The sequence below is a fragment of the Sphingomonas sp. NPDC092440 genome, from assembly GCF_044754985.1.
Taxonomy (GTDB): domain Bacteria; phylum Pseudomonadota; class Alphaproteobacteria; order Sphingomonadales; family Sphingomonadaceae; genus Sphingomonas.
Genome location: NZ_JBIVQA010000001.1, coordinates 21,465 through 39,457 on the forward strand (window position 1 = coordinate 21,465; position 17,993 = coordinate 39,457).

The 17,993-nt window shown below is 60.6% G+C and carries 12 protein-coding genes; 1 reads left to right on the forward strand and 11 read right to left on the reverse strand.

Annotated elements, in window-relative coordinates:
* Positions 1 to 16 precede the first annotated feature (16 nt).
* The 11 genes from ACIQCS_RS00100 to ACIQCS_RS00150 form a co-directional block, all read right to left on the reverse strand.
* Positions 17 to 2,050 carry a 3'-5' exonuclease gene (locus tag ACIQCS_RS00100; protein WP_345850301.1) on the reverse strand — a complete coding sequence of 678 codons (2,034 nt, stop codon included), beginning with the start codon at positions 2,048 to 2,050 and terminating at the stop codon, positions 17 to 19.
* The gene (locus ACIQCS_RS00105) at positions 2,047 to 2,592 is read right to left on the reverse strand and encodes a GIY-YIG nuclease family protein (RefSeq protein WP_144034424.1); all 546 of its coding nucleotides are present in this window, start codon (positions 2,590 to 2,592) and stop codon (positions 2,047 to 2,049) included. Before ACIQCS_RS00105 ends, ACIQCS_RS00100 begins: the two co-directional genes overlap by 4 nt.
* Positions 2,593 to 5,391, reverse strand: coding sequence for a site-specific DNA-methyltransferase (locus ACIQCS_RS00110; protein WP_345850305.1), 2,799 nt, complete (start codon positions 5,389 to 5,391; stop codon positions 2,593 to 2,595).
* Entirely contained in the window at positions 5,391 to 6,188 is a 798-nt protein-coding gene (locus ACIQCS_RS00115) for an NYN domain-containing protein (protein WP_345850306.1), read from the reverse strand. The genes ACIQCS_RS00110 and ACIQCS_RS00115 overlap by 1 nt, the downstream gene beginning before the upstream one ends.
* Before the next feature lie 157 nt (positions 6,189 to 6,345).
* A complete protein-coding gene (locus ACIQCS_RS00120; RefSeq protein ID WP_401529744.1) occupies positions 6,346 to 9,354 on the reverse strand; it encodes a BPTD_3080 family restriction endonuclease in 3,009 nt (1,002 codons plus the stop codon).
* A gap of 776 nt (positions 9,355 to 10,130) precedes the next feature.
* Positions 10,131 to 10,538 (reverse strand): hypothetical protein, encoded by a 408-nt coding sequence (locus tag ACIQCS_RS00125; protein WP_156032045.1) that lies wholly within the window; start codon positions 10,536 to 10,538, stop codon positions 10,131 to 10,133.
* 157 nt (positions 10,539 to 10,695) lie between these two features.
* Complete coding sequence (locus ACIQCS_RS00130) at positions 10,696 to 11,403, reverse strand: hypothetical protein (protein WP_345850309.1); 708 nt, start codon at positions 11,401 to 11,403, stop codon at positions 10,696 to 10,698.
* Positions 11,404 to 11,435: 32 nt separating this feature from the next.
* Complete coding sequence (locus ACIQCS_RS00135) at positions 11,436 to 14,468, reverse strand: N-6 DNA methylase (RefSeq protein ID WP_345850310.1); 3,033 nt, start codon at positions 14,466 to 14,468, stop codon at positions 11,436 to 11,438.
* 25 nt (positions 14,469 to 14,493) lie between these two features.
* Positions 14,494 to 15,573 carry a macro domain-containing protein gene (locus ACIQCS_RS00140; RefSeq protein WP_086130938.1) on the reverse strand — a complete coding sequence of 360 codons (1,080 nt, stop codon included), beginning with the start codon at positions 15,571 to 15,573 and terminating at the stop codon, positions 14,494 to 14,496.
* A complete protein-coding gene (locus ACIQCS_RS00145; RefSeq protein WP_345850311.1) occupies positions 15,570 to 16,217 on the reverse strand; it encodes a DUF4433 domain-containing protein in 648 nt (215 codons plus the stop codon). The genes ACIQCS_RS00140 and ACIQCS_RS00145 overlap by 4 nt, the downstream gene beginning before the upstream one ends.
* 496 nt (positions 16,218 to 16,713) lie before the next feature.
* Entirely contained in the window at positions 16,714 to 16,908 is a 195-nt protein-coding gene (locus tag ACIQCS_RS00150) for a hypothetical protein (RefSeq protein ID WP_345850312.1), read from the reverse strand.
* A gap of 105 nt (positions 16,909 to 17,013) precedes the next feature.
* Here ACIQCS_RS00150 and ACIQCS_RS00155 point away from each other — a divergent pair, with 105 nt between their 5' ends.
* Positions 17,014 to 17,949 (forward strand): LysR substrate-binding domain-containing protein, encoded by a 936-nt coding sequence (locus tag ACIQCS_RS00155; RefSeq protein WP_345850313.1) that lies wholly within the window; start codon positions 17,014 to 17,016, stop codon positions 17,947 to 17,949.
* The last annotated feature ends 44 nt before the right edge of the window (positions 17,950 to 17,993 follow it).

Consider the following 17,993-nt stretch of genomic DNA (forward strand, 5'->3'; position numbering starts at 1 on the left):
GCTGCGATGGTCCAGCTCAAAATAGATCATCGATGAACTCCGAGCCGGGGGAGACGCCCGAGAGCATTAACCTGTCTCTCGCGCGGGTTGCAGCAACGTAGAGGAGGTGGCGTTCGGTGTTCTGTACGGCTTCCAAATCGGCCATATCGCCGATGCCTGAAAGCCGCTCAGGATCTGGAAGGACGTCTTCGTCCAACGCCATCACGGCCACAGCGCGGAACTCCAACCCTTTTGCGTCATGCATGGTGACAACTGCAATTAAGTCGTCCGTCGTCTTCACGACCGCACGAGCACGTGCCAATTGTGCCTCGCCCCGGATCAGGATCGCCAGCTCGTATGCGGCGGTCTGCTCGTCCATTCGCGCGTGAAGCCATGCCGCTACCCCGGCGATCTCCGCGTCTTCGTCGTGGAACAGCTGCACGATCGGTTCCGGGCCATCGAAAACAGAAACCGTTCCGCGCCGACTTTCCTCAATCCCGTCCTGGTCGAAAATCTCAGGCGCCAGTAGGCGATCGGCCGCATGGCGGATTTGATGCGAGGTTCGATAGCAGACCTTGAGGACCTGAGCGCGGCCGCGCACATTGAGCCCGAGCTTCGCCCAAGAGAAGGGCAGGTGGAAGATGCGCTGCCCAAGATCACCTGTGAAGAACAGTGCATCTCTGGTTCCAGTGCGTCCGGCTGCAGCGAGGAACCGCACTTGCGCTACAGAAAGGTCCTGCGCTTCGTCGACAACCACATGGGTGAACGGGAGCCGCCCACCATCGTCGATCCAGCGCGTAAGACGTCCGTACACATCGGCAAGCGTCACTGCACCGCGAGCTGCGAGCTCCTGGCGAACAAAGGCGAACACCGCCCACGCGCTCTCACGCTGTTTCAGGCCCAGCCGCGTGCGCCGCCCAATACGGGGCACCTGAGCATAGGCTTCCGCGTCGTGAAGTCCCCAAGCATCGACTAGCTCCTCCCACTCCTCAAGAAGAAAGGCGGGGCTGTGGCCGGTGCCGAGGCCGGCTTCAACCGCAACCCCGATCGCCGCGCTGATCTGAGCGGTCGTCGCCAAGTTCGGCTGGCCGAACGCCTGCGCGTAGAGTTCGTGAGCAGCCTGGTCGATCGCGCGTACTTTCAGTCTTTCGCGCACTTCGGGAGACGCATCGGTCATCAGGATCGCCTTGCCGTCGAGGCTGGCGGCGAGCGGCTTGGAGAAAGTCGTCAGTAGTACCCGTGAGTCCGGGCGGCGGGCTAGGTGAACCGCGCGATGCAGCGCAACAATCGTCTTGCCTGTGCCGGCTGACCCGGAAATGCGCGCAGGGCCCTTCCAGTCGCGGGTGACAGGTCCGCGTTGCGCAGGATGCAGGAATACTGCCCACTGTGCAAACGGGGCATCGAGCGCTGCCCTAAGCTCTTCCAGGCCCTCCACCGCGCGGAAGCGACGTTGCGCATCTGGATGCGAAAAGGGATCGGTGCCAGGCTCTGCCGGAGTTGCGATATGATCCTCGATCCGCCCGCCGGTAGCGAAATCAAGCAACGCCTCGGCCGCTTCATCCGGAAGCGAGGCAAAAAGACCATCGACGCTCGCCTCGTCGGCGGAGCGAACAGCCTCGAGCCAGTCACGCGGAACGCCGACATCCAGCAGTGCATCATCAGATAGCGTCGCGAACGGCCGGTGCGTCGCTACCGGTTCTGGCGCAGTTCCATGAACTCTCTCGGTGTAAACGAGACGCTCTTCGGTTCGCTCAACGACCTCGACGAGTTGCATCGCACCGGTCCGCTCATGTGGCACAAGCCGGCGCCGTTCGGCCCACCGATATGCTTCGTTATGATGCCCCACCCACGCCAACAACGTGTGGTCCCCGTCTTTATGCAGGACGATGCGAATGTCCTGGTTGACTCGCACGGTCCAGAAACCGGGCGCCGCCTCGACGCGGTGGAGCGACAGCCCATTGCCGCTCTCGTCCTGAGCCAAGTCGAAGGCAGTGATCTTCACCTGCTTCTGTTCAGCAGAGGTTAGGCGGTCGAGCGCCTTAGTGAAGGTCGAGGCGTAGAGGAGCGTCATTGCCGCTTGAGACGTCGCTCAATTTCGTCGAGCCGTTTACTCAGCGTGCCGATTGCCTCGAGAACTTCGTCTTCGTCATCTTCCTCCCAAGACTGAAAGAATTGCTCTGCTTCACCAAATTTGCCGCCTTGGCGATTGAGCGCGGGCTCGGCGGCCGCGATCAGGATAGCTTCTAGGTGGTTCAGTACCGCGTCGACAGGTGGTGCCGAGGGATCGCGCTCTTCAACATATCGTTTGCCGGCCTTGCCGACGACTGGATCTATTCCGAACCAGGAAAAACGCTGCCAGCGCTCTCCAAGGTGATCGGTCATGTGATTGTCGAGTCGGTCATAGAGGCGCTTATTTCCGTAGCCGGCTTGACCGACATAGAGAATTTTGAAGTTTTCGTCATACAGAGCGTAGACGCCACGCTGGTATCGGAAGTCGATTGGGTCTTCCTTTACCCTTTGGCGCCCGAGCAATTTCCCCTGGTTGCCTTTACCGGGGCTTCCCCAGGTGATCCTGTCGGCGTGCCAGAATAGTCCATAATTCTGGAACAGCATCTACACCCCCACCACCTTCATCACCTCATCGCCAAGGTGGTTGATGACCTTCACCGCCACCCGGCCGCCCTTCGGCTTGGGGAAGGGGCGCGAGCGGGTGCGTTTCAAGCTTTCCCAGGCGTCGGCGTCGATTTCCGCCTTCAGCGTGGTCTTGAGCGCCTTGTAGGGATCGTTCGCGCCGGGGAAGTAAGCGTGGCGGACGAAGAAGCTCTCGTAGTTGTAGTCCGTGTCGATGAACCAGACGGCAATGTCGTCGGCGTCGCTGGCGACGATCTCGCCGCCCTTGTACATATCGATGCCTGCCACCTCGATGCTGATGCAGCCGTCACCCTCATCGTGCACCTGAATGTCCGGCTCGCCGAAGACGGTGAACAGGTTGCCGGCGCCCGTGCTGGCGAGGTCCGGCATATGCAGGTCCGGGTTGATCCGCGCCTGGAGCACGGTGAGTGCACCCATCCGATCAAACTCGGAGGCATGGGCGTCGAAGTTGAACGAGGCGGCGATCAGCAGGTCGAAGCCCGCCTCCATCGCCTCGCGGGCGGCTGCGGTCAGGTCGGCGCGGGAAACGGTGCCATATTCTGGCCCGATCAGGATCGCGGCGCGGCGCGTGGGGCTGTCTGATAGCGTGTCGCTTTCGCCCTCGGACGCCTGCCGCACCGCGCCTTCGGCACAAATGAAGCGGCCGGGCCAAGGCTTGAGCGAAGAGAACACCAGGCGATCGGCCTTGTGGGCCTGCTGCACGCCCGAGCGCTTCAGGTTTTCCAGCACCATCTCGGCAAAATCGGCGCTCTCGGACGCAGCGCCGGCCTGGCGCCGGCCTTCGGCTGCCTCCAGCTCGTCGAACAGGCTGTCGTCCACGTCCATCGCGGGGACGCGGTGCGGCGAGAGGCTCTCGACCGTGAACGGGCCGGCAACGCGGACGCGGCCCTTGTCCTCATAGGGCTGGTCGTAGAGATACTCCGTCTCCGCCTTGGCGGCGATCGAGGCATCGATCTCCTTCTGGCGTGCGATGCGCGCCTGCCACCAGGCGGCATGGGGCTCGGCCGCGGCGGATTGCTGCGCGGTGAGTTCGCGCGGGATTTCCCATTCCTGCCAGTCGGCGCCGAGCGTGGCGTTGATCGCCTGGCGCAGCGGCTCCAGTTTCGCCTGATAGGTCTCCCAGATCGTGTCGATCTCAGCATTATTGGCGATCGACTTGAGCGTGATGTGCGGCACGCGCTTGTAGACGAAGCCCTGGCGAATGCGGCCATAGGTGGGCGTGTCGGCAGGGACGGTGCGCGTGACCTTGCCTTCCTCCAACTGCCCCTCGCGGCTGTCGGCGAGCAGATACCAGGGATAGCGCGCGCCCATGATTCGCGCGCGGGCCAGCGCCAGCGCGACCCGGCTGGTATCCATCGTGATCCATCGCCGGCCCCATTGCTCTGCGACATAGGCGGTGGTGCCCGATCCGCAGGTGGGATCGAGGACGAGGTCGCCGGGGTCGGTGGTCATCAGGATGCAGCGTTGGACGGTTTTGCTGCCTGTTTGGACAACATAAACTTTTTCATCCGTGAAACTGCCCGTCCCCATATCGGTCCAGACGTTGCCTATTTCCGCCGCCCGGTAATCACCGATGAAGCGTATATACCTGAGCGAATTTGAAGCCGCGAAAACCCGGTTGGCTTTCGTCAGCCTCTCAGCACCAGTCTCACCGGTTTTCCAGTACCCTTTGCCCGGCGTGAACGCCTTCCCTTTGAAGCTAATTGGAAAGCTGCCGGGCGGGCGTTGAGAAGTGAAATTATCGAGGCAGAAAACTTGTGCATCGCCATTTGCCGCCGCGAAATCCGACAGCTCCTGATCGCCAAGCCTCCGCACGTTCATGTCCGGGCCGAAAACGCAGCGATATACGCCCGAGTTGTCATCGCTAAGATTTTTATCTCTCAACGGCCGGCGGAATTTTGCTTTACCCTTGTCCTTGGCGAACCAAAGAACGAAGTCGGCCACTCCGGGCAAAAGTTCTGCGGTCTGACCGGCTGTCTTGGTGATGGTGATCGTGGCGACGCAATTCTCATCCCCAAACACCTCATCCATCAGCGCACGCACGCGATGGACATTCTCATCACCGATCTGCACGAACACCGACCCGCTCTCGGTCAGCAGATCGCGCGCCACGGTCAGCCGATCGCGCAGATAGGTGAGGTAGCTGTGGATGCCGTCCGCCCAGGTGTCGCGGAACGCCTTCACCTGCTCGGGCTCGCGGCTGAAATGGTCGGCCTTGCCGTCCTTCACGTCGCGGCTGGTGGTGCTCCACTGAAAGTTGGAGTTGAATTTGATGCCATAAGGCGGGTCGATATAGATGCACTGTACCTGACCCTTCAGCCCCTCGCGCTCGGCCAGGCTCGCCATCACCTTCAAGCCGTCGCCCAGGATCATGCGGTTCGACCAGTGCTGGTCGTGCTCGTAGAACTCGGTGCGCTGGTCTGGCTCGATCCCGTTGAAATCGGCGAACAGATCCGGCGCGGCCTCCGGCTCCTGGCGTCGCGCGCTGGCGCGCTTCAGATCTTCGACCAGCGCTTTGGGGTGGATCTTCTCCTGAATGTAGAGCGGCGGCGCCTCGACGATCAGATCGGACCAATCGGCCATATCCTTGCCGCGCCAGACGAGTTGCGGGTCCAGATCGGGGTTGCGACGCTCGTACGCCGCGCGGATCGGCGTCTTCACTTCCGGCGGCACGAACGCTTCCAGCTCCGCCGTGGGCGCGTTCAGGCGCGTCGCCTCGTCGTGCGTCAGAGTTTCAACGGTAAGCGGCTTCTTAGCCATCAGGCTTTGTCCTTGTTCTTCAGGCTGGCCGGGCGCTTCAGCGCGGTTTTCAGCCCGTCAATGTGCTCGAAAAGATCATCCGACACTGACTGCCAAAGCGGATCGAGAATGAACTGCAAGCCTTCGCGCCGCGCGAGCTTGGCGGCGGGTACGAAATCGGCGTCCCCCGCTACCAGGATGATCGTTGAAGCCAGGCGCTTGAGGGTGATCGAAGCGATGTCCAGGCCGATGCGCATATCCACCCCCTTCTGGCGTAGATCGAGCCGGATCATCCAATCCTGAAGCGCGTTCCAGTGCTTCGCCTGGGCCGCCAGTTCAGCCACGTCTGCGGCGCTGACGTTGATCGATCCGTCCGCAAGCGGCGGTATTGCAGCGAGTGTCTCGATTAGCGGCTTGGTGCGCAGAAGCTTGGTCAGTTGTTCGCTTTGAAGTGTCCAGCCGCTTAGCTTGCTAAGTGTGCCTAGTCGCAACGCTACGTTGCGTTGCTTGCGCATGAGATCGAATAGCTCACGCTGAAAAGCCGCCTGGTCACTCTTGGCATAATTTATCTGCTTGCGACTCAGCGGATGGTGCGCCTGTCCCTCGAAAGGGGGCGCGTCATAGTAGAAAATGCGATAGACGTGCTGATGCCAGTTGGAGCTGTCGTCATCCGTCAGGCGCTGCACATGCTCCTTGCACATCGCACGGACGATCGCGACTACCTTTTTGGGCGTCAGCTTTTCGGGGTTCGCTACCAAGCGGGTCAGGCGCTTCGTCAGGAAGCCGCCATCGATAAGGATTGCGATTTCGCGGCTCATCCGTTCGCTCCCGCGAGGCGCAGAAACGAAAAGGCCCCAAGATTTCGGTAACGCTCTGGATGTTCGAGCGAACCTACTCTCAAGGGGCGGATGTAGGCGCTATGTAGGCGTGCAAATCCTACTTTGCAATTAAATTTATACACAGAATGTGTATCACTCACGCGACTGCCTCCCCCAAAGCAACCTCGTCCAGCCATGCCTCTACCTTAGCGGCGAACTCCGTAGCGATGGTCCAGACATCGGTGAACTCGGCAAAGCCCCAACGGCCATGCTCGCTGAGCGCGTTTACCCCCGGCACCCACAGGGTGCGCATAGTTTCAGCTTTGTCTTTGTCGTCTTCGTCACGCGCGCCCTTAATCTCGACCACGAGATTGAGCGGATCGTCGGGGCCATGGCCGTCATCGATGCGTAGGATGAAGTCCGGGCGATAGCGCTTCGCTTCCCCTCCGGCACTATAAGGCACTTCGAAGCCAAGATTATGGTTCTTAACCCAGGCGAGGACGCGCGGATGCTTGTCCGCAACGCGACAGAACTCAGCCTCCCAGTCGCTATCGATCACGGCGTAGTTTATGTGGCAGCGCTCGCCCGTTTCGTAGCGGTCCCTGCTCGTCATGAAGCTGACGTGTCGGGTGCTGCCTTCGCGGTTATAGGGATCCAGCATCGCGAGCACGCGCCCACCGCCTTCCTGCCCACGGGTGATCGCCGCCATGATCCGGTCGGCCACACGATCGGCGATGTTGTAGTAGAGGAGCTGCGCCGGCTGCGTACCTCCGGCCAGCACGAGATGATCGGCCATCCATTGGCGCACGATCGACTTCGCCTGGATGATGAGCCCGACATTGGGTCGGTCTCCCGTGTTCGTCATTTTCCGCTTCACGATCCATTCGGCGAGTTTGAGGTGGATCGTAGCTGCGCGCGTGTCGGCGAGATGCTCGATGGTCAGATCGGCCGTTTCGCCAATGATGCCAGAGTTCACTGTCTCAGTCGCGCCAACCAGTTCGGGCGTTAGCTCGAGCGTCGAGTCGTTCGAAAAGGTCGCGGTGAGCCGTTCGCTCGGCAGCTCGGTGCGATAGCCCTCGACGCGCGGATAGCGGATCTCGGACGTATCACGCGCCGGGCTGATTGCATGGACGCGGACCATGTTTTCGGGCGGTTTTGGCGGCGCAACGACGGGCTGTGCAGTGAAGTCGAATGGGATGCCCAGCACGTCGGCATATTCCACAGCGAAATGACCATCAGCCTGAAGCTGATACGATTGGCGCCGCAAGGCACGACCGATCACCTGCTCACACAATAGCTGGGTACCGAATGCGCGGATACCGAGGACGTGCGTAACGGTATTGGCATCCCAGCCTTCGGTCAGCATCGAGACCGATACAACGCAACGAATGCCCTCGCCGAGTTGCCCCTTGCGCCCAACGGTATTCATCACCTCGCGCAGGATCGCAGCATCGTCGATCTTCTCGGCCGCAGCGCGATCACCGGTGCGTTGGATCAGCTCATCCTTGAAGCGTGCGATCTCGTCGGACGCAGCATCGCGAAAGTCGGTACTGATCGCTTCGCCGCTCTCAAGCTGATGGCTGTCGATCAGCAAAGTGCGCATTCGCGGGAGTGCGGATCCATCGGGATCGAAATTGCGGAACAGCAGGCATTTGCCTGTCACCGGCGTCACATTGCCGTTCGCATCCTGCATTTCGTAGCCGGCGATATAGTCGTGGACGAGTTTCGATGTGGCTGTGTTGTTACACACGACGATGAACACCGGATCCACGCCAACGCCCGCCTCGCGCCAAAGCGCGTGCGTCTTCTCATAGTGTCCATAGAGCGCGTCGATCGCGGTCAGCAGCTCGTTGGGCAGCTTCTGGGGGTCAAGCCCCTTCGCATTGCCTCGGCCCTTTTTCGGCAAATGCTTACCGACATGATCCCACAGGTTGCGGAACATCGGTGTGTCGCCGCCTGGCACATTGTCCATCACCGGCACGCGCGGCAGCTTCACGATGCCGCACTCGATCGCATCCATCAGGCTGAAGTCGCTCATCACCCATCCGAACAGCGAGCCTTCCCGGTAGCCGGAGCCTCGCAGAAAGAAGGGTGTCGCTGACAGGTCGTAAACCATAGAGACGCCCAGCTCGCGCTTCACCGCTTCGATGCCGGAAATCCAAAGCCGCGCAGCCTCATTGTTCTCCCGGGCCTCGGCCAGTTCGTCGCCCTTCAGTTCCTCGCCGGGCAGCGGCGGGCGTTCCCGGTAGCAATGATGGGCTTCGTCATTGAGAACGACGATGTTCTTGAGGCCCATGAGCTCGCCCGCCACGCGACGGATCATCGCTCCATCGCTCTCCGGCTTCGGAGTGGTGCGAAGCGCGGCCTGCTGCACCTTGTTCAGCGGCACCTCGTCCTTCTTCTTGAAGGCATGATAATTTGTGATGACGATTTTTGCGCGACCAAGATCGAGCAGCATGTCCTCGGGTACGATCTCACGGCCCTTATAATAGCTCTCTGGATCGTTCGGCTGGAGGACCCGCAGTCTGTCCTTGATGGTGATCCCAGGGGCGACAATCAGGAAGCCCTTGGAGAAGCGTTTCGCGCTAGGGTGTCGCACCGCATTCAGCGTTTGCCATGCGATCAACATCGCCATGACGGTCGTCTTACCTGCGCCAGTTGCCAGCTTTAGCGCCATGCGCATGAGTTCTGGGTTCGACGCGGCATTGGCGGCTTCGAGATGCGTCCAGAAGCGCTTGCCTTGCGAAGAAGACCGCGGAGCTACCTCGGTCAGCCAGATCACTGTCTCAACTGCTTCGACCTGGCAGAAAAACGGCTTCTGGTTGGCGAACTTGTGGGTGCGCCAGTGACGAAGCAATCGCGCGGTAGTCGCGGTTACTTGCCATTGGCTTTCGGGCAGTGTCCGCCAGCTCTCGACCGCGGACCTAATGCCATTGACGACTTCCGTCGGATTATACTCCTGGCCCGTGTCGTCGGCTAACAGGTCCGCCTGCATCGCCTTACCGCGGACCTTTCGCGCCTTGGGAATAGGCGACACAAGTGCACTGGGCCTACGACGAGACACGATTACGCTCGTCGGCTGGCCATTTCCATCAAGCTCCCAATGACGACCCGGCTCTTCATACGGAGAGTTCAAGATTGGCGACTGAAAAAAAGCTTCACTCATTCGAATATCGCCCCCGCACCCCGACCCTCTCCCGGCCGCCTCAGCGCGTTCCTGAATGGTTCTTGTAACCCAAGTCCGTCAAGCGCGACGCGATGATAAGTGTTGGCGGAAGTTCTGCTTTATGATCCATTACGGCGCGAGCGGGCGGGCGCTAGATGGCCGGCAGCCCTCCGGCGATGCCTATCGCGGCGGATGGAGCCTGCACGGGGGCCGTTTTGGGGGCGGACTCGATCGGTCCCGTAATAAAAATATTAATATTGAAGGCGTTGCTTGAATGGCGCCGGTGCTCTCTGTGTCAGCAAAGCGCCCCAATTCTGGTCGTTCGGCGATGGCGGTTCATCGCATCAAAGCCGACGTTATTTCAGGCCGTTGCCCAGCAACGCGAGTATCACGAGATTAGCAATCGCTCGTTACCAATGATCATAAAGGTCGAGATCGATCTCATGGTGCGGACCGACCTTCTCATTGCGGATGACCCGAAATGCGCACCCCAGCGGTAAGATTGCTTCGTCCTCTTCTGGAAACTGAGAGTAGCGCGCTATCAAGCGTGGGGCGCGTTTTCCGTGCATTGAAATCCCGCTTTTTGGTTGAATGCGGAAAATGACGTTTCCATCAAGGCAGGCATCGATACGCGTCGAGACCGATGTAAAGCTTGCCCAGACGAATTGCTGCCCGGGTATATATTTTTCTATCGTCTCAATAACGAAAGCTGCACCTCGGAAGGTGACGCCGAGATGCTCTGGCTCATTTCGAATGATGGCATTGAGATGCGCAATTCACGGAACCAAAGGATGTGCACTCACATCTTCGCCATGATGGCCTTTGCGTAAGAGCGCGTTGACCTGATAATAAAGGCTACACTCCTCGGTGTATTGGCCAATGAGACAAGCGTTCATCGCTAATTCATCACTACACGCCTTGACATCTCCTCCTTGACGAACGAAGTCTGCGACCTTGAGGCCGCTCGCGATGAGGTCTCTCGCAGCAGGAAAATGCTCTTCAGCCGTGTAAGGTTTCTTTCCATCTAGCTCCAGATGGAAATGAAGCGTGTGTGCCGCCCAATAAGCGAGGCCATGCTTTTCGACTACGCCATCGAGTAAGAAATTTTCACACTCATATATTTCTAGGTTCTCGCTCAGGGTAAGGAATTCGCTGATTGGAGAACTAGACAGTCGATCACGCAAAGAGGCACTCCTCACCTAGAAACCCTTGATGCGCCTCAGTCTAAGTCGTTTCTTTCGATTTCACGACGCTCCGGCAATGGCCGTCAAACTACGTGCCAGTGAGCTGCGGGTCGACTACCAAAGGTACCTCGCACTCAACTACCTTGTAGTCGTGATCTCACTCTTGGCCGATGTCTCCGGTTTCTGGAGAGTTTCCGCGAAGCCAGAGATGCCAGATCGCGATGTCGCCCGGGGTGCTGCCACCGATTTCGCTCGGGTAGAAAAAAGGCCGTCCATGGCTGGAGGAGGCGGTTGGAAGCGAGGCTCCCGGGCTCGCAATCGGCAGCTCGCGCGTGTGCCAAGGATCTGTGATGCCGGACATCGACCGTTCCAGCAACGGCGTCAGGTGGGCTTCTAGCGTGGAATCGTCACGGACATAGGCGATCATCACCGCCTCGCGATTGGCCCAAGCATACTGCCCCTCGACGAAACGGGCGAGTCCATTCCTGCAATATAGGTCGGCGCCTTTGGAGGTGGACCGGTCGATGAGCTTGCATTCCACGACGATGGGGAAGGAAGGATGGCGGCCTGTGAGAAATATGGAAAGATCAGGGCGCCGCTCGAGATGGGCGCCGTCGAAGCTGATGCTTTCCACCCCTCTCGCTACCGTTGATACCAACTGGGTCCAGAGTGGATCACTAGATCGCAGATTGTTGAGTCTCGCGGCGAGCATCATGTTGATTTCGGCCTCATCGAGATCCAGCGACGTCGGCTGGTCTCGCATCAGGTCGAGCCAGACGCGGGTCACGGTCTCGAGAATGATATCGAGTTGTTCTGCCCCGACGGCGGCAAGCGGCAGTTTTTGGCCCGCGGTCAGTTCGGTCACGAGGTCCGGGCGGGGGCTGAGTACGGTACCCGTCACCGGGGCGTCGTTCCGGACAGAAAGGGCATATGATCCCAGACGAGCCGCCGCGCGACAAGGCGCGCTTGGCTCTCCGACCAGTAGCGCGCCTGGTTGAGGCGGCCGACGACGAGTCGGTTCGCGTCTTGCGATGCATAAATGATCTCGGTCGCCGATAGCTGATCAGCGGCCGCGATCACCTCCGTCCAGGCTAGGTTCCCCGACTGAAGCGAACCAGCCAGTTCCAATGCTACGAAGCGCCAGGGAGACAAGAGCGGAGTTTCCAGTATCTTCACGGTGAACTCACGGCCGTAGCGTATGCCCCACGGCCCGAGGTCGCGGGCCAGCCGATCGACGAACCCGCCAAGTTCTAGGTGCGTCGCCGGTTCCTGCGCGGCTTTCACATTCGCGGCGAACGGGAGCCGGAAGCGAAGCGTGTCCTCGATGACAGCCAGATCATCCGCATCGAGACCATAAAGTTTGGCCACCCAGAGATCGACCGCCGCCCATCCTGCGTCCGTCTCGCGTTGCGCAAGAGTGTCGAACAATCGAGATAGGTGGAGCCTATCCTGGGATCCGAGGCATTCGAACCTGGGCAGAGGGATCTCGTCGAGAACGAATTTCTCCACTACCTCGCGTTCGAAACCGAAGCGCCCGCTCGTGATCAGAGCGTGCCACAATGCAATGCGGCTGCAGAGGATCAGGGAAAGATATTTGGCTAGGTCGCTATCGTCTGGATGATTATGGGTGCTGTAGCCGTGAAAGCTCTGGTTGAAGACGACGTCGCCGAGTGAGATCGTAGCCTTGATCCGCCCGTGCCGGACGGGAGGAGATTCTGCGACCAGCAATAGCGGTCCAGTGAATAGCGAAATCGGACGCGGGTCGTGAATCCGGTTCGCGGAGAACCGGTCAAAAGGCGAAACGTCGAGAAGGAGGCTGAGGTCGGCGCCCTTCGGAAGCTCGGGCAGGTGATGGAGGTAGGCGGCGGATGCTCCCGGCTCCTCCTCGCCCTTGCGGATGCGGCTACTTTTCCTGAGGCGCTGGTAGCCATTGCCCATGTTGCGCGGGCGCCCCTTCTCGGCGCCAAACAGTTCTGCCCAGTAATCGCGAAGCGTGGGCAGGCCCTTGCTGGCGATGCGATCGTACAACTCGAGGTCGAGCCTGGATCCGCGAAACAGAATCTTGAGAAGCTCGGGGCGGGCCCTGACATCGCGATTGGGCAGCACCTCGGCATTCGCTGCATCGACGCGCCAGTCTCCGCTGGCATTGAGCGGGCCCTCGAGATGGGGGCTTGTGAAGCGGAAACCCGCTCCGGGCGGAGGGGCTGTATTACGGGCGAAGAGTATGCAGAATGGAGCGGTGATTTCAGGCCAGACGCGGGTACGCCTCAGTTCGGTGCCATTCACGATGCCCGTAACATCAAGGGATGCGAGCAGCGCATTGCGCGCGTCGGGCATGGTCTCGCCGCGCTGGAATAACAGGCGGGCGTGGAGGGCGAAAGCGATCTGGCCGCCGGGGCGCGCCCATTCCATCGCGCGCCAGACGAAGGGAAGATCCAGAACCTCATTCGGTATCGGAGCGGCGAGTGCCGGTTCGCCCGAGCGCTGACGAGCGAGTCGCCGAACTCTTTCCTGAAGATTCGACCAGTTCGCGAGGCGCGTCGCCGTTGCCCACGGCGGGTTGCCGATGACGAGATCGTACCGGCCTTCATGTTCGGCCCCGACGGTATCGCCGAGGCTACCGAGCCCCTTGGGTTGTTCCGGGTCGTCGTCCGGGCCGGCGGTCAGTGAACCGACATTGCGAAGCACATTTGGCCGCAGATCGTCGAACCGTAATTTTTCGATCGGTTCGGGATTGGGATCAAGCTCGATCGAGATCAGATACAGGCCAAGTGCAGCAAAACGAAGCGCCGCTTCGTTGATATCGAACCCGGTGATCTGACCGTACAGGATCTCGCGTAATATCTTCGTGTCGGGACGTGAGCCGTCACTGCGCCAACGCTCGGCAACGAGTTGCCGGAACGCGGTCAGCAAGAACACCCCGGCGCCGGCCGACGGATCGAGCACTTTCACGCCATGCGTTTCGCCTTCGCGAGCCAGCGCGCCAAACGCCGCACGCACCATGAGGTCCGCTATATGGCGAGGCGTGTAATAGCCGCCTTCGTTGCGCTGGGTCTCGGGATCGCGATGGCTGAGATATCGCTCATAGGCCTGGCTGAGAACGCCTACTGGAATATGGGCGAAGTCGAGCTGGTCCCATTTCTCGTGCCATCCGATATGGAGCTGATTACCAGTCGCCCGTCGCAAGATGCTCCCAAGAATCCGGAACGCGTCGGATGGGAGCGAGCCGATCGTCTCAGAAGCGAGGGGAAGAAAATCGCCGTTGAAGGTTGCGTCGAGCCAGGCTGAGGCTGCCACCGCGCTTGCCGGTTCGTCGAAAAGGGCTGCCGCATCGCCATTTGCCAGCGCGGTGACCGCAAGAGGCAACATCTCCCGGTCCGCGAGGAAGCGGAGAAAGAGCGCCCGCCCGACGAGTGAGATCGCGTCGCCGCCCGCGACGCCCAGCCTGTCGAGATCATCCAGCGCTCCCGTGAGAAGCCGCAGGACGACCTCGCCGATCCAGCGGCGGCTCGCTGACAATCTCGGACGAATGTTGCCAAGATGGGGAATGACGATCTGTTCGTCGATCCCGAGGTCGCCGAGAGCCAGTCGCGCGCTTTCGGCCGGGCCATCGAGTGCGATGTCGTAGACGGTGAGCCTTCCGGCATCAACAACGACGAGATAGGGCGTGTCGCCTCGCATAGCGAGCACTCGGCGAATGCGCGCCAGCTGGTCGGCATTGATCGCGACGGAAGCGCCATCGACGAGAAAGAATAGCGGACGATCATGCCACTCGTAGACACCAATCAGCGGAGCCAGATCTGAATCCTCGGCCGAGCGCGCTGCGGTTATCGTCGCATAGGGCAGCAGCGCGGGGCCATCGCAATCGATCGGAATCAGCGAATCCGGTTCGCCGCCGTATCGGCGCAATATCTGATCTAGGGCCGCCATAGGATCAAACTTGTCAAGGGGCGGTTCAGTGGGCGACTGCGGCCGGAGGCGACAGTCGCCGCAGTGCCAGGTCGATCAGACGATCCTCGAAGATTGCTTCCTTACGGCGTGCGGCATCCGGGCCGCCCGGCCAGGCCTTGATGCCTTGGCGGATTGCCGGCAGCGTCGCCTCGACACCCTCGACCGCGATCAACCAGTCGATCGTCGCCAGCAATTCCATGCCGAGCGGTGACTCGAACCCGTCGATCAGCTGCGCCGTGGCCTCGAGCGCTGCCCTATAGGGCTTCGCTTCGTCCGTGGTGAAGTAGGCCTGCAGCTTGTCCTTCTTCTCGTCATTGAAACGGATGACGTCGAAAGGGCCTGCATCGTTGATGCGCTTGTCGCAGGCCAGATAGCTGCCATCGAGCGAGTTCAGAAGATGGCGCAGGTCATCGGCATAGGGGCCATAGCGATTGGCCGCGAAGTGCAGGTCGAGCGGGTCTTTCTCGGCAAGCCGCTTGGTCGCGGATTCGAGGAACCATGCGAGCTTCTGGACCTCGAGAAGCGTGCATTCGATGCCGAGCACCCAATAGCGGCGCACAATCTCCGCGACCAATGCACGCGCGGGGGTGAGCTTCTCCACCCCGGCGCGCTTGGCGACATTCTGATATTTGGACGTTGGCTCGAAGACGATAATCTCGACATCCGACAGATCTGTAAAAGCACGCTCGATCTCGGGCCTAACCTGATCCCATTCGAGCCCGCCATTGCCCGCGCCGAGCGGCGGAATCGCGATCGAGCGTACATGGTTGGTGGTGATGAACCGGTGCAGCTCCGAGAGCCCCGAGCGGATCCATTCGATCCGCGACGGGTGGCGCCAATGCTTTTTAGTCGAGAAGTTCACGATCCAGCGCGGACCAAACATGTCGCTGTTCTGGGTGACGAAGATCGAGCCGGGCTCCAGCGCGTCGTCCGCGCAAGCGCGCTCGTAGAGCTTCGCATTCTCCGGATACCTCTCCTTGAACATCAGTGCGATGCCCTTGCCCATCACGCCCACCGTGTTCACGGTATTTACTAGCGCATCAGCGGGCGCGTCGAGCAGATTGCCTGTGGTGTAACGAATCATGGGAAATACCATCCGGGACGGGTGCGTGCCTTCACTTCTGTTCCGCCCGCCGTCAACTCGGCTGCGACGGATGCGGTGACCTTATCGCTGTAGCAGCCGATTCCGATCAACGTTTCGACCGGTACATGCGTGCGGACGAGTGCCTCCGCCTCGTAGCGCTCGAACTTCGACGGGTCATTGGGGTCGCGCTTGAAGTTGCGTGCCGCAAGCATTCCCCAGTCGATCCAACCCAAATCGTCGGGATTGGCGCTGAACTGAGCCGCCTGGAGATAGGCATGACGATCGGAGAATACAAACGGGAGGCCGAGCTCGCCCAAGCGAGAGATCGAGGAGACGAGGATCACGATATCCTCATTGTGCTGCTTCTCGATCCCCCCATAGCCCGTATGAATGTTATACATCATCGGTGAGTACGGCGTGAAGTAGAAAGGGACATAGTCGCTGAGGACGCCTCCATAAGCGGGCGGAAGCGCACGGTGCCGGCGTTTTCCAATCAATTCCGCATTGCCGATAGGCCGGAACGCCGGATCCTGCATCGGAGATGTGGCGCAGTGAATGCCGTTCGCTGTGAGCCAGGGAACATTGGCCCGGTGGGTAATCCGGAAGATGAGTGCTTTTTCCCGGTTGATCAGATCAGCAGACATTGCGTTGGTGTAACAGATCGGGCGCCATCGTGAACCTCCCCGTAAGCCTATGAGATCCGCGGAACTGGCGGCCGGCACGCCGAAACATCCTTAAGACAACAGTTTCGCGGCTGGTCGAGCTCATCATGTCCGACTTCGCGAGCCGGCCACTGAAAGCAGTCAGACCGGGACCGGCCCAAGAACCGCTATTGGAACAGAGGTGGGGCCAATCCGGGGGCCGACAAAGCTCAGCGCAGAAAAATTTACTGTGAAATTAGTTACGTAAGTGCAATGCGCCGATGCTCTTCTGGCACCATTTTCCCAGTCCGGTGACGTCCATCAGCGTCGCGTAAGTGGCTGGTGCCAAAGGCCTTTCCCCGATATCTTGTCCGACATGGTTCGGGTGGGCTCGCCCATGGCCCTTACCGCATGCTCGATCCGGAACCCCAGGCCCGGGACGAAACCCTGCAGGCTCCGCCCGTCCGGAGAATGGGACATACCGGATCGACGGGCCGGATCACGCATCCGGGCCCGCGCTTCCTTCCGGTTCCCGTCCACCGACAGACGCAGTGAAACGTCCCTCCGCCGACTGCCGTCCGGGCTTGAGGAGGGGCCTCAACATTGCCCTGGCCCTTTGGAACAGAAGCTGCACGTCCTGGCCGAAGCGTTCGCGATGCCCAACCCAAGCGCGATCATACATCTCGTCGATCATGGCTGCCTCCTGGCTTTGAAGCGAGTGGGAGGGAGATGCGGATCTTTGGCGACTGCTTCCAACAAAAGGATCGACTCGCCTTATCAAGAGGCTTTATCAAGCGGCATGCGACGGCTACCACCGCTTCCTGCAGTCCGGGCGTTTGAAGCGGTTGCGCGCAACGGCACCTTTACGGCGGCGGCGTCGGAATTGGGGATGACCCAGGCCGCCATCAGCTATCAGATCAAGATACTCGAGGAGCGGGTCGGCGAGCCGCTTTTCTTCCGGCGGGGAAGGCGCGCCGAGCTGACGGCCGGCGGTGCTCGCGTCGCCGCGCGGTTGGCGAGCGCTTTCGATGAGATCGAGATGGCGTTCGACGAGCTGACCGGCGAGAGCGAAACGGTATTGCGCATCGCCACGACCGCAAGCATCGCGAACAACTGGCTCGCGCGGAATATCGGCGCCTTTCACGCCGTCCATCCGGATATCGAGATCGAGCTTGAAGTCAGCAGCGCGGTGATCGACTTCGCGGAATCCCGCATCGATGTCGCCATACGGACCGGCCGCGGGGACTGGCCGGCCCTGAAGGCCGAGCATCTGGCGACGGTGTTCTTCACCCCGATGTGCAGTCCCGCGCTACTCGAGGGGCGCTCTCTGCCGCTGGACGCCCGGGAAGCCCGGGAGATGCAAAGGATCAGCCCGCAGGATCGATGGTGGCCGATATGGTTCCGGAGTGCCGGGGTGGATGACATGAACGAGCCCAAGCGCGGCGGGATTCGCATGGACTCGCAGGCAAGCGAAGGCCAGGCGGCGATCGCGGGGCATGGTCTTGCGTTGATGACCCCGATGCTCTGGAGTTCGGAGCTCGCGAGCGGTCTCCTCGTGCGTCCCTTTGCCCAGGTGGCCGATGAAGGCACCGCCTACTGGTTCGTCTATGCCGAAAACCAGAGGCGCAGCCGCAAGGTCGCCCGATTCCGCGATTGGGTCGTTCCGGCGTTTCGCGCCGCGGCCGACTCTTTCCAGATGAGTCAGGCCGATCACAAGCCGGGATGCATTGCATAGCCGCCACCGGCTGGGGCTCCGCCGCGAACGACTGCCTTGTCCGG

What these genes read in the sequence shown, in the direction of transcription:
- ACIQCS_RS00100 (WP_345850301.1), bottom strand. Translation starts at nt 2,050, where the DNA reads ATGACGCTCCTCTACGCCTCGACCTTCACTAAGGCGCTCGACCGCCTA.
- ACIQCS_RS00105 (WP_144034424.1), bottom strand. Translation starts at nt 2,592, where the DNA reads ATGCTGTTCCAGAATTATGGACTATTCTGGCACGCCGACAGGATCACC.
- ACIQCS_RS00110 (WP_345850305.1), bottom strand. Translation starts at nt 5,391, where the DNA reads ATGGCTAAGAAGCCGCTTACCGTTGAAACTCTGACGCACGACGAGGCG.
- ACIQCS_RS00115 (WP_345850306.1), bottom strand. Translation starts at nt 6,188, where the DNA reads ATGAGCCGCGAAATCGCAATCCTTATCGATGGCGGCTTCCTGACGAAG.
- ACIQCS_RS00120 (WP_401529744.1), bottom strand. Translation starts at nt 9,354, where the DNA reads ATGAGTGAAGCTTTTTTTCAGTCGCCAATCTTGAACTCTCCGTATGAA.
- ACIQCS_RS00135 (WP_345850310.1), bottom strand. Translation starts at nt 14,468, where the DNA reads ATGGCGGCCCTAGATCAGATATTGCGCCGATACGGCGGCGAACCGGAT.
- ACIQCS_RS00140 (WP_086130938.1), bottom strand. Translation starts at nt 15,573, where the DNA reads ATGATTCGTTACACCACAGGCAATCTGCTCGACGCGCCCGCTGATGCG.
- ACIQCS_RS00145 (WP_345850311.1), bottom strand. Translation starts at nt 16,217, where the DNA reads ATGTCTGCTGATCTGATCAACCGGGAAAAAGCACTCATCTTCCGGATT.
- ACIQCS_RS00150 (WP_345850312.1), bottom strand. Translation starts at nt 16,908, where the DNA reads ATGATCGACGAGATGTATGATCGCGCTTGGGTTGGGCATCGCGAACGC.
- ACIQCS_RS00155 (WP_345850313.1), top strand. Translation starts at nt 17,014, where the DNA reads ATGCGACGGCTACCACCGCTTCCTGCAGTCCGGGCGTTTGAAGCGGTT.